General features: G+C 32.4%; 6 protein-coding genes. 5 read left to right on the plus strand and 1 reads right to left on the minus strand.

Annotated features, from left to right (window positions below; all coding sequences use genetic code 11):
- Positions 1-520: 520 nt before the first annotated feature.
- The 5 genes from ACE193_RS19720 to ACE193_RS19740 all read left to right on the plus strand — a co-directional run bounded on the left by ACE193_RS19720 (position 521) and on the right by ACE193_RS19740 (position 12828).
- Complete coding sequence (locus ACE193_RS19720; RefSeq protein ID WP_375559930.1) at positions 521-700, plus strand: hypothetical protein; 180 nt, start codon at positions 521-523, stop codon at positions 698-700.
- 97 nt (positions 701-797) lie between these two features.
- Positions 798-1748: a hypothetical protein gene (locus tag ACE193_RS19725; protein ID WP_375559931.1), complete on the plus strand. Its 951-nt coding sequence runs from the start codon at positions 798-800 to the stop codon at positions 1746-1748.
- Between the two features lie 131 nt (positions 1749-1879).
- Complete coding sequence (locus ACE193_RS19730) at positions 1880-4165, plus strand: ATP-dependent helicase (protein WP_375559932.1); 2286 nt, start codon at positions 1880-1882, stop codon at positions 4163-4165.
- Positions 4166-4284: 119 nt separating this feature from the next.
- Positions 4285-5019: a YebC/PmpR family DNA-binding transcriptional regulator gene (locus ACE193_RS19735; protein ID WP_375559933.1), complete on the plus strand. Its 735-nt coding sequence runs from the start codon at positions 4285-4287 to the stop codon at positions 5017-5019.
- A 696-nt stretch (positions 5020-5715) separates the two neighbouring features.
- A complete protein-coding gene (locus ACE193_RS19740) occupies positions 5716-12828 on the plus strand; it encodes a BspA family leucine-rich repeat surface protein (RefSeq protein ID WP_375559934.1) in 7113 nt (2370 codons plus the stop codon).
- A gap of 121 nt (positions 12829-12949) precedes the next feature.
- On the opposite strand, the gene ACE193_RS19745 is transcribed toward ACE193_RS19740, so the two are convergent.
- On the minus strand, positions 12950-13840 hold the full coding sequence (locus ACE193_RS19745; protein ID WP_375559935.1) for a carboxypeptidase-like regulatory domain-containing protein: 891 nt from the start codon (positions 13838-13840) through the stop codon (positions 12950-12952).
- Positions 13841-13854 lie beyond the last annotated feature (14 nt).

Genomic DNA, 13854 nt, shown 5'->3' on the forward strand with positions numbered 1-13854 from the left:
TTATAGTCTTTAAGTTAATTATTTTTTTCAACTACCAAAAATCTATTTTAGTTTGTTGTTTTTGCTTTTATATCTGGTATTTTTTATGGCTTATTTAACTTTTTGGCTTTACTTTGTCTAATGATATGTTATTCAAGTACAAAGAAACAAAAATAGTTTGATTAAGCTACGATAAGTTAAGCTAAATTATTTCAAATATGCAAAAAATAATTAAAAAATCTAAGATTTAAGGTATTTAATTTTAATATTGTATCATATTTCAGTCTTTTTACAGGGATATAATGCGTACAACTTTGAATTATTAGAATTTTTGCAAAATTAAAATAACTCAAAATTTTATGGTTCTTCCGACATTTTACACACAAAAAAGAATATTTTGTATTTTGTTTAAGTCTGTACTGAAGGTCTGACTTAAACAAACATAAGCCTTTCCGAACTGCGAATGTTTATTTTAACTTGCTCAGACCTCTAGTGCATATCAAATTAAAATTGCTAAAAAGTTGGAAGAGCCAATTTTATTGTGTGGAAATGCAATTTCGTTCTTAACACACAAACCCCTTCTCTTCGTCATTATGTTTTGATAGAACAAAACAAAATACAAATTGATATTTATTCTAGGAAAAGTCCGACTTCACTTTGGGATATTCGTTTTTTGTCTAGTTTGGAAAATGCACTTGAGTTAGAAATTTCTGAAACTTAAACGCTTTCTATTCCACTTCGTAGAATTTATGATAGAATAGAATTTGAAAAACCTCTTGAAAGTGAAAAACAATCTAAAGAAAATAGTTAGGTAAAGCATGCACATTCACAAAATATCCAATCAAAAACACATTCATTTTCTAAAAGAAGAACGCAAAGACCCAATTACAGGAGATTTGATTGTTGAAGGAAATGAAGTGGTTTTTTGTGCAGAATGTAAATCCGCTTTTTTTAAGTCTAGTTGGGAATATATTGGAAAACAGCATTGTGAATCTGACAAAACACTTTCTAAATTTCCTAGAAACAAAGATTTTGCTTTAAAGTATAGAGCCAATAGAAACAACTTGTATTTTATATTAGCAGGTTCTGCTTCAAAAAAGAAAAAGTTTCTTCAAAGAAATTTAGATAATTTATGGCAAGGAGAATCAACGTTTATTCGTCTGCCTGAAAGTATTGGTTTTATCACTAAAACAAGAAAAGTTTTAAATTTAGAAAAGAACTCTATTTTGCTTACCACAGTTACTTTACTTGTACTTTTGATTTTCTTTGCACTAATAACAATAGGAAGCTTTAGTAAAAATGAAGAGGGAGTCATTTTTTTAGTTGTACTTGTGGTATTATTTATACGTTTTTTACTTTCAGTTATTTATCCATTATTAAAACCTAAACAAAATAAAATAGGTAATCAACTAAAAGAACAACCATTTTTGTTTTTTGACAAATCATCTCTATCTATTTATTTTGATAGTGAAAAGGTAAATTATTTTACAGATTATAAAAATATTAGTAAAATTAGTTTTCGTTACTTATCTCGTTATTCAGATGACTTAGATGATATAACTATAACTACAAAAAATGGAAATTCTATCAAGTTGAAAAAAGAGAAATATGATAGTGATGAGGTAGATATTTTGAAAAAAGCTATAAAAACAATCCATTCAAATTCTCCTACGACAGTAATAAACTTCATTGTAACACAAGATAACCATTCAATCAAAAATAGTTTAGAAAGTGATATTGGTTCATCTGCAAATGTTTGGATAAACTAAAAACCAGTTCTCTTTCATAATTATTTCCCTTGCTAATTTTTCAGTAACTTTGCTTAGTAGAATAGAAACGAAAAAATAAAACCTCGTTTGACGGCGAAGCCTCAACGACGGTTAAAAAAAACATATAGAAAATGATAGATTTCATAAAAGACTTAAACGAAAAACAGCAATTAGGCGTACTCAAAACGGAAGGGGCTTGTCTATTGATTGCAGGAGCAGGTTCGGGAAAAACTCGTGTCTTGACGTATAGAATAGCTAATTTATTAGAAAATGGAACTTCTCCTTGGCAAATCTTGGCTCTTACTTTTACCAACAAAGCAGCCAAAGAAATGCGTGGTCGTATTGAAGATTTGGCAGGAAGTACAGGCAGAGATTTATGGATGGGAACTTTTCACTCTATGTTTGCTCGTATTTTGCGTTTTGATGGCGATAGATTGGGCTACCGTTCAGGTTTTAGTATTTACGATACCGATGATTCGAAATCTTTGATAAAAAATATCGTCAAAGAAATGGGAGTAGATGACAAAATTTATGCAGCAGCAGGAATTTATAATCGAATTAGTAGTTTGAAAAACTCGCTTATTTCTCCACAAGAATACAATCAGAATGCAGAATTTTTGTCGGAAGATGCCATGGCAAAACGTCCACATTTTGGAAAGATTTATCAAACCTACGCAGCTCGTTGTTTTCAAGCCAATGCAATGGATTTTGATGATTTATTGTATCAAACGTTTGTGCTTTTTCGTGACCATAAAGATATTCTACACAAATATCAGCATCGTTTTAAGTATATTTTGATTGATGAGTTTCAAGATACAAATATTGCTCAATACAAAATTATCAAAAAATTAGCTGCCGTAAATCTCAATATTTGTGTCGTGGGAGATGATGCACAAAGTATTTATGCCTTTCGTGGTGCAGATATTCGTAATATTCTGAATTTTGAAAGAGATTATCCCGATTTAGAAATTATTAAATTAGAACAAAATTATCGTTCTACCCAAACGATTGTCGAAGCTGCCAACAAAATTATTAAAAACAATAAAAATCAGATTCCTAAAAACGTTTGGACAGAAAATATTGCAGGAGAAAAAATAGAATTAATTAGAGCTACATCAGACCAAGAAGAAGGACGAATAATAGCAGGAAATGTTTTTGAAACAAGAGCGCAAAAAAATGCTAGATTAAACGATTTTGCCATTTTATATCGTACCAATGCACAATCTAGGTCAATGGAGGAAGCTCTTCGAAGGCTAAATATAAAATACAGAATCATTGGTGGACTTTCATTTTATCAACGAAAAGAAATTAAAGATTTATTAGCTTATTTCCGTTTGGCAGTCAATCCAGAGGACGAAGAAGCATTGAGAAGGTCAATCAATAACCCAAAAAGAGGAATCGGAAATACAACCGTTTTGAAAGTATTTTTGGCTTCAAGAGAAAATAATGTTCCAATTTCGAAAGTAACTCGCCACGCATCAGCCTATCTAAAAGGAAGAGCAGGAACAAGTGTAGAAAAGTTTGGAGAATTAGCAAAAGCCTTTCAATTAATTGCTTCCGAAAATGATGCTTTTACAGCAGCAAAATATATAGCTCAACATTCAGGAATTGTAAAAGCACTTTTTGATGATGAAAGCCTAGAAGGAAGAGCAAGATATGAGAATATTCAAGAACTTTTGAATGCAACACAAGAATTTGTACAGAATAAAATAAGTGAAGCCACAACAGAAGAACCAGATACTTCGCTTTCATTATTTTTACAAGAAGTTGCACTTTTATCTTCTGTCGACCAAGCTAGTGAAGACGAAGATGCCGTTACGATGATGACCATTCACGCAGCCAAAGGACTAGAGTTTGAATATGTTTATTTGGTTGGAATGGAGGAAGAACTTTTTCCTTCATCAAGAATGATTGCATCGCAGCAAGATTTGGAGGAGGAACGCCGTTTGTTTTATGTTGCCGTTACTCGTGCAAAAGAACGTCTGACGCTTTCGTATGCCTTGCAGCGTTATCGTTATGGGAGTTTCAACTCGTGCGAACCTTCTCGTTTTCTATTTGAGATTGACCAAGAATTATTCAATGCTCGTTCTCGTTCTATCCAAAAAAATAATCCGAATCACATGACCAATTTTATGCGTCATCGTGCAGTTCAAGACAATAATAAAGACACAGAAACTACCAAAACGGGAAGTAAACTCAAACCTTTAAAGTCTGTAAATAATAATTCTCCTTTTGTCTCTAGCAAATCAGAAGATATTGTAGAAGGAATCCGAGTAGAACATCCAAAATTTGGTTTTGGAACAGTCAAAAAAATTGACTCTTCGACAAGTGGAAAACGTGCCATTATTGGTTTTGATACAGAAGGCGATAAAACACTTATTTTGAGTTTTGCTAAGTTGAGGGTGGTTGAGGAATAATTTATATTTTTTCTACAACAAAGATTTCTAAGAAATAAGCAGCCTTCAACTATTTTTTTTAATTTTGTGGAATATTAGTCAATTTAGAACAAAACAGAATTTTATAAATCAATATAGAAATGGGAAGAGCATTTGAATATCGTAAGAAAGCCAAATTTGCACGTTGGGGCGCAATGGCTCGTAACTTTACAAAAGTAGGAAGAGAAATTGCCATTGCAGTAAAAGAGGGAGGAGCAGACCCAGACACGAATCCACGCCTCAGAACGGCAATGCAAAATGCAAAAGGCTTCAATATGCCAAAAGATAGAGTAGAAGCTGCTATTAAAAGAGCTTCTTCAAAAGAAGATGGCGATTTTGAAGAAATTGTATATGAAGGATATGCTATGCACGGAATTCCTGTAGTGGTAGAATGTGCTACCAACAACTCAAACAGAACAGTTGCTATGGTAAGAATGCACTTCAATCGTTGTGGAGGAGCTTTAGGAAAAACAGGTTCATTAGAATTTATGTTTGACAGAACAGGAGTTTTCGAACTAGAAGCTGACAAAGTAGATATGGACGAGCTAGAACTTGATTTTATCGATGCTGGTGCAGAAGACATCTCAACAGAAACTATCGAAGTAGAAGAAGGGGTAGAACAAGAAATCATTGTCATTCATACAAAATTTGAAGATTTTGGGCAGATGCAAAAATTCTTAGATGAAAAAGGAATTGAACCAAAAAAATCAAATATTCAGCGCATTCCAAAAACAACACAAAAGCTAGATGACGAGCAAGAGGAAGAAGTAATGAAGCTCATCGACAGATTAGAAGAAGAAGATGACGTTCAAGAAGTATATCATAATTTGGAATAAATAGGACGTAAATCACAGAAAAAGACTATACAAAAAATAAATATAATACAACCTCTTTGAAATATAACATTTTAGAGAGGTTTTTTTAATCAGTTTACAATAATAAATCTGATAAGAGCAAAGAAATAAATATTGATATAGGTGTATTTACTCTAGGGTAGAGAACAACAGTTATAAGTAAATAAGACAAATACTTTTTTATCAATAACGGTTTTTGTGAATAGTTATACAAATACTAAAAGCAACTTTTAAGTATGGCTACATACACTTATCTTCGTGATGTTGATTATTTCAAGTTATTGAATGGCTCACTATATATTTGTCATTTCTTATTCTTTTAATTAATCAAGTTTCTTGTATTACTTGATAATTGTATTATGTAGAATACTAAACAAATTTTCGAAAGAAACTTTGAAAATAGTTTTCATACTAAAATACTATGTACACCAATAAACAACAAAAATTAATTATATTAATAATATATTTTTATGAATGTTGTATATATTGAATAATGGTATACTTTTTAGACTAAACTTAATTTGTACATGTAAGTATTTTGTGTTATAAATTTGAAAGTCATACCTTTGTATTCTTAAATAAAAGTTTATTTTCAGTTGTTAATAGGATGTCAGCTTTTATCTCATGGAAAATATTTCTTTTTTTCATTTTATTGTTCTTATCATTCTCATATATTTTATGAATAACTTACGATATTTATTTTTAAGTAATGAAAAAGTTACAAGAAGTTTAACTTCTTTTCTTATTCTTACCTTTCTTTTCATTGGCTTGGGTATCAATATGACTTATAGCCAACCACCTTTTCCAATTAATCCTTTCCGTACTACATGGATAACCACAGACGGAACAATCACTATCCCTACCAATGGAACAGGTTATAATTATACAGTTACTTGGACAAATTTAACTAATACAGGAGTTGGAGATGGTTCTGCATCAAGTCAAACAGGAAACTATACCATTACAGGCTTAGAGAATAATAGCACGTATGAAGTGGCTATTAGTGGAGATTTTCCTCATTTTTATATGGGTAATAGTGTAATAACAGAAAGGATAAAACTCAAAACTATTGAGCAATGGGGAGATATTGCTTGGACTTCAATGGAAGCAGCATTTGTAGGCTGTTCTGAGCTTACTTATAATGCGACCGATGTTCCTAATTTATCAGTCGTTACAAATATGTCAGCTATGTTTGCTAGTTGCAATGCGTTTGACGGTAATCAAACAATGAATAACTGGAATACTTCAAATGTGCAAATTATGCATCGTATGTTTGACCACGCTTTTGTATTCAATCAACCTATCGGAAATTGGAATACAGAAAGTGTAACAGATATGAGTTCCATGTTTAGTGCTGCTTATGCTTTCAATCAACCTATTGGAAACTGGAATACTGCAAATGTTATATTTACTTCATCTATGTTTGATCATGCTTTTGTATTTAACCAACCTCTTAATAATTGGAATACCTCAAGTGTAATTGATATGAGATGGATGTTTAGTGGTGCAAGAGCTTTTAATCAATCACTTGATAATTGGAATACCTCAAATGTAACTAGTATGTTTAGTACTTTTGAAATGGCTCTTGCATTTAATCAAAGCCTTGCTAGTTGGGATATAACAGGAGTTACGCAGGTAGATTTTCTTGACGGAATGGGTGCTATGCTGAATCAAACGGCTCTAAGTACAGCAAACTACGACGCAACTCTTACAAGCTGGGCAGCTCAAAACGTGAATACAGAAATAAAATTAGGAGCTGCTGGACTAAATTACTGTAACGCTGAAACAGCACGAAATACACTTACATCAGCACCTAATAACTGGATTATTACAGGAGATAATTTATTATGTACTCCACAAATAAACCTACAAGGAAATAGTACAGACATAGCAAATGGAACTACGACTACGAACGTAGCAAACAATACAGACTTTGGAAGTGCAGATGCTTGTAGTCCAATTCTAATTACTAAATCATTTACTATTACAAATAATGGGAGTGCAAATTTAGATTTGACTGGGAGTCCACTCATTACTATCAGTGGCTCTTCAGATTTTGCAGTTGGTAATTTTACAGTTACTTCTATCGCTCCTTTTAGTAGTGAAACATTTACAGTTACTTATACACCAAATCAAATAGGAACTCAAAATGCTATAATTTCTATTGAAAGTAGTGATGTAACTAATTCTATTTATACTTTTATGGTAAGAGGAGAATTAATACAGCCTACCCAACAAACAGCTTTTATAGGTTCGAATGTAAACTTAGATGACCATTTTGGACAAGATGTAGCCATTTTTGGAGAATATGCTATTATTGGAAAGCCTGTTCCTTACGGAATCGTTACTCCCTCTGCACAAGCAGGAGAGGCTTATATTTATCAAAAAGTAAATGGTAGTTGGATACAAAATGCTGTCTTTACTACTCTTAATCCAACCACTTGGAACAACTTCGGAACAAAAGTAGATATAACAGATAATTTTGCAGTAGTGAGTTCGCCTTCCGAATCTGCTATTTATATTTATCAGAGAAGTGGAACAGTTTGGACTTTCCTAAACCGATTTATGGCAGCCGATTTTGGTTTTTCAGGAGATTTCAAAACAGCAGCTATTTCAAGTAACATGCTTCTTATTGGTGGAAATACTTCTACAAATGTTGGAGTTTCTTATGTTTTAGAATACGATGGAATACTTTGGAATAATAATGCAACTTTGATGGGAGATAATACCACAACAAGTAATAGTTTTGGTATTCATTTAGATATTGATGGAGATTATCTTGCTATTACTGATATGTTTGAAACTCCGACTGGTGCTGTTTATTTCTTTAAAAGGAATGGTACGAATTGGATAAGAGAATCAAAAGTAATTTCTTCTGATGCACCTAATGTATCTGGATTTGGTAAAGATATATCTATTTCTAACGATAGAGCTGTTGTTGGAGTAAGTGCTGCATCAATTTCAAATTCAGTATATGTTATCAAACGTGATGATGCAACCTCTACTTGGCAAGAAGAACAAAAACTTACCTCACCTGATGGAGGAGGGCATTATGGTTTTGCAGTAACAATGTCAAATAATCGTATTTTAGTAGGTGCAAATCATCAACCTACAAGTGTGGGTAATTTTGGAATTGTATATGATTATAGTTTTAATGGCTCAACTTGGCAATTAGATAATAGATTAGAAGCAGAAAATACAAACCCTCTTTCCCCTATTCATTTTGGTTATTCTGTTGCTCTTGATACAGATTATATTGTAGGTGCAACAAGTAATGGAACAAACGGAATCGCTTCTGGTGCTGTTTATATGAAAGAAGCCATAACAGGAAGTAGTATAAGTATCACATCAAACAACACAGAAATACAAAACGGTTCTACAACTGTTCAAACGGCAAACAATACAGATTTTGGAATTATATCTATTAATAGTTTAATTACAAAATCTTTTACAATCAAAAATAATGGTTGTGGAGTTTTGGGTTTAACAGGAACACCAATTATTTCTATTAGTGGTTCTGCTGACTTTGCAGTCAGTAATTTTACAGTTACCTCAATAGCTCCACTTAGTAGTGCTACTTTTACTGTTACTTATACAGCAAATACAGTAGGAATACAAACAGCAACTATTTCTATTGAAAATAGCGATGTAACTAATTCCCCTTATACATTTGTAGTGCAAGGTACAGGTGTTGAACAAGCTTTCCGTACCACATGGATAACCACTGATGGAACAATCACTATTCCTACCAATGGAACAGGTTATAATTATACAGTTACTTGGACAAATCTTACCAATGCAGGAGTAGGAGATGGTTCTGCAACAGCACAAACAGGAAATTATACCATTACAGGGTTAGAAAATAATAGTACGTATGAAATTGCTATTAGTGGAGATTTCCCTCATTTTTATATGAATAATAATTTTCCAAATATAGATAAACTCAAAACTATTGAAGAATGGGGAACACAAGTTTGGGCGAGTATGAATAGTGCTTTTTATGGTTGTTCTAGTCTTAATTATAATGCTACTGATGTTCCAAATCTTAGTGCAGTAACAGATATGTCATTTATGTTTGCTAATTGTAATGTTTTTAACGGTAATATTGGCAATTGGAATACTCAAACAGTTATGTTGATGAATAATATATTTGAGTCTGCAGGTAATTTTAATCAACCTATTGGAAATTGGAATACAGAAAATGTGACAGATATGAGTAGTATGTTTCGTAATGCCGTTAGATTTAATCAACCTATTGGAAATTGGAACACAGAAAATGTCACGAATATGAGTCAAATGTTTCAATATACCCCTGCTTTCAATCAACCTATAGGAAACTGGAATACACAAAACGTAACTAACATGAGTTATATGTTTGAATTTTTACCCTTCTATCCTAGTAATTTTAATCAAGATATTGGAAATTGGAATACAGAAAATGTGACAGATATGAGTGGTATGTTTTTTGAAAATTATGCTTTCAATCAAGATATTGGAAACTGGAATACGCAAAATGTAACTAACATGAGTTATATGTTTTTTCATGCTTATGCTTTCAATCAAGATATTGGAAACTGGAATATAGAAAATGTAACCAATATGAGTTGGATGTTTTTAAATGGAAATTTAACTATAGCAAATTACGATGCAACTCTCATAGGTTGGGCAACTCAAAACGTAAATTTGGGAGTTGATTTAGGAGCATATGACCTTACCTATTGTGCAGGTGCAGATGCTCGTGATATACTTATAAATACTTATAATTGGACAATATCTGGAGATACGCAAGGAGGAACATGTCCAGAAATAAATGTACAAGGAAATGGGGTAGATATTACAAGTGGAACAACTTCTACAAGCACAACTGCTGATACAGATTTTGGAAGTGTAACAGAATGTGGAACAAATGAAATTACCAAAATATTTACAGTTCAAAATAGTGGTGCAGGATTATTGAGTATTACTGATATTACTGTTACAGGAACAAATGCAGCAGATTTTGTAGTTAGTTCAATTCCTACAACAGTTGCTACAAGTGGTAGTGAAACATTTATAGTTACTTTCAACCCTTCTGCAACTGGAACTAGAGCAGCTACTATTGAAATATCTAACGATGATGCTGATGAAAACCCTTATATATTTGCTATTCAAGGAACAGGAACAGTAGATAATATAAATCCTGTTATTCCAATACTAACCGATGAAACAGCACAATGCGAAATTGTTTCTCTAACACCTCCAACCACAACTGATAATTGTGCAGGAACACTTACAGGAACAACGGGACAAGTATTTCCAATTATAACACAAGGAACAACAGTTGTAACTTGGACATTTGATGATGGAAATGGAAATATTGCCACTGTCAATCAAAATGTAATCATCATAGATACAGAAGCTCCAACAATTATAGCACCTACAAACATTACAGCAAATACAGATATAGGAGTTTGTACAGCTTCAAATCTAACACTAGGAACTGCAACAGGAACAGATAATTGTGGAATACCAACATTTACAAACGATGCTCCAACTGTTTTCCCTGTTGGTCTGACAAATGTAACTTGGACAGCAGACGATGGAAATGGAAATACTGTCACAGCTATTCAAACAGTTACGATTACTGCTCCAGTAGAAATAAATGTAACAGGAAATTCAGTTTCTATTACAGATGGAAGCACAGCTCCTAGCACAAATAATAATACCGATTTTGGAGATGTAACAACTGACAGAACAGTAACTTATACCATTGAAAACACAGGAACACAGCCTTTGCTTATTTCTTCAATCACAAGTGATAATACAGATTTTGTTGTTTCTACTATTCCTACAACTGTTTTGGCAGGTTCTACTTCTACATTTGATGTTACGTTTTCATCGGCATCTTTAGGATTATCTTCTGCAAATATTACAGTAAATAATAATGATTGTGATGAAGCTAGTTATGATTTTGCTATTCAAGCAACAAAAGTAAGTACAACGCCACCACCACCATCAGGAGGAGGAACAGGTACAGGAGGAAGCACAGGTGGAGGATCTGTAGATCCAAATCCAGATTTAGCTTTTACAGGAACTCCAAATACATATAATGTTAATCGTGTAGATTTATCTTGGACTACTTATAACACTATTTCTACATTCTGTTTGTACAGAAATGGCGTTCTTATTCGCACATTTTCAAATTCAATTATTAATTATTCTGATGCAAACCTTGCTGCAAATACATTGTATAGATACGAACTTGTTGCTATCATTAATGGCGTAGGTTCAGAACCTTCTGTATTTGAATTTTGGACTGCTCCAAATCCTCCTAGTGTTGCTTTAGTAACTGATGTTTGTGGAGAAGGAATAGCTTCTGTAACACTTTCATCAGCAGAAAATGGAACAGGAAGTACATACAGAGTATATTCAGAAGAAAACGGAGGAAGTCCAGTTGCTGCAAGCAATAATACAACATTCAACCTACCTTCTGTAAATACTCAAACTGATTTTTATATTAGTGCAATAGGTGCAGAAAGTGGAAAAGAAGGCGAACGCAGAAAAATAACTGTACGTGTTCAACCTACTTTTGATGCAGTTATTTTAAGAGGAAGTATGCAATATAGCTGTACCAATTCTTTAGTTTTACAAGCTGAGTACATAGCAAATGCAAACTCTTATACTTGGTTTTTAGATGGAAACGAAGTAGGAAGAGGACAAACATTTACAGCTACCAGTGAAGGAAGCTATGAGGTACATATCAATAAAATAGTTTGTGAATCGATTTCTGAACCTGTACAAGTTTTGCTCAATCAAGTAATAACAGCACAGATAGAAGAAAATACTACTACTCAAAATTCAATTACTTTCTGTGAGAATGGAACTTTGAATGCTGTTTCTGCAGGACAAGATGCCACTTACAAATGGTCTTTGAATGGAAATCTCGTAGGAGAAGAACAAAATGTAGCTGTTTCTCAATCAGGAATTTATACACTTTTGGTGGCTAAAGGTGATTGTCAAGTAAGTACATCAATAAATGTAGCAGTTGCGACAAGACCACAAATACCTGTTTTGACAGCTAATCAAGATTCTGTTTGTGCAGATGCAGAAGTAACTTTTTCTGTCCAAAATAGAGAAAATGGAGTTATTTATAAATGGTTAAGAAACGGAAATGAAATAAATGAAACAGGAAGTTCTATTACAGCAGATGCAGCAGGTATTTATACTGTTGAAGCAATTTCTGATATAGAAAACTCGTGTACAACTGTTTCTGAAACCTTTCAAATCAATACCTTCGAAATCATTCCTACTGATTTGAGATTAAATGAAGAACAAAGAAGTCTTTATTTAGAAACTCAAATAGGTCAAAATCAAATCACAAATATAGAGTGGTATTTTGAAGGAGAACTAGCTACAAATCTAGGTTCAGAAACTCAAATTAGTCCAGCACAAGAAGGTAATTATTATGCTATTGTTACTAATCAAAATGGTTGTAGCTATCAAACTGATATTGTTTATTTCCCTCTTAATTTGGTTACAGGAGAAGAAGAGACAAAAACAGCTTCTTTCAAAATCTATCCAAATCCAAATAATGGAATTTTCAAAGTACAGTTCGAAACTGTTTTACTAGAAAATACAGAAGTAACTATTTTTGATGGAATTGGTAGAAAAATACATACACAAGTTTTTGAAAAAGGAAATCAAGAATTTGTAATTGATGTAAAAAATAGCCACAACCTATCAAAAGGAATGTATTTGATTCACTTCAATCATAACAATAAAGTTTATTCAAGACAAGTTATTATTGAATAATAATTCTGCAATAATTTAAAGAAAATCTCTATCAGAAATTCATTTTTTTGGTAGAGATTTTTTTAATTAAAACAGGTAGGACTTTTAATTTGCAAACTTAACTGAAATAAGCTTGGTTCAGTTAAAATATATATCCTAAAGTCAGATTAATTTCTTTAAAATGGTGTGTGGTTTGGCGATAGGAAATAGCTGTATTTAGTCTTAGTTTTCTGTAATAAATTGACTTATTCAGATTTGCTTCCCACGCCCAGTAGTCTTGCCAGTAGAAGGATTTTGCTGAGATACTTGTTTTTGCAAAACGGAGATATTTTGAAAGTCCTAATTGAACTCCGTAGTTTTCTTTTTTACCGTTTTCTAGCCCAACTTTGGTAAATTTTTGATAGCCTAATCCATATACTAGTCTTGCAATTTTTATATTACTGCTACTTTCTATAAGGTGGGTTGTTATATTGTGTTTACTCCCTGATTCTTCAAAAGTAGTTTGCTGAAATTTATAGTAAATATTTCTTTTAAATATTTCTGTTCCTACTCGTCCATAAAAATCTTGATTGTGTTGAAAGTTTGTACTATATCCTGCACTCAAATAAGTAGAGTTTAGAATAGGTAAATAATGCCACCCTTTACTAATTGTAATTCCATACGGATTATAAAAAAGACCACTCCAATAATTGATTTTTAAAGGTGTATGGTGCATATTTACATTACCACAATATACAATTTGAAGTTCTCCTGTTTCTAATATAATTTCTGAGGGTACTTCAAAAACTTTTATTTCTTTTGGTGTAAAACCCACAAAGCTAAAAATCAAAATATCATTGTGGCTTTTTACTTCTATTTCAAAATTTCCACTAATATCAGTTTGTGTGCTTCTTTCTGTTCCTTTTATTTGAATAGTAGCATTAGGCAGAGATTCTCCATTTTCATCAACAACTTTTCCTTTCACACTAATCTGCCCAAAAACAGAATAAGAAATTGAGAAAAGTAAGAGTATAAAAAATATAGATTTTTTCATAAATTTTTGAGGTT

Origin of the sequence: Bernardetia aquimarina, from assembly GCF_042180575.1 — a bacterium.
In the GTDB taxonomy this organism is placed as follows: Bacteria; Bacteroidota; Bacteroidia; order Cytophagales; family Bernardetiaceae; genus Bernardetia.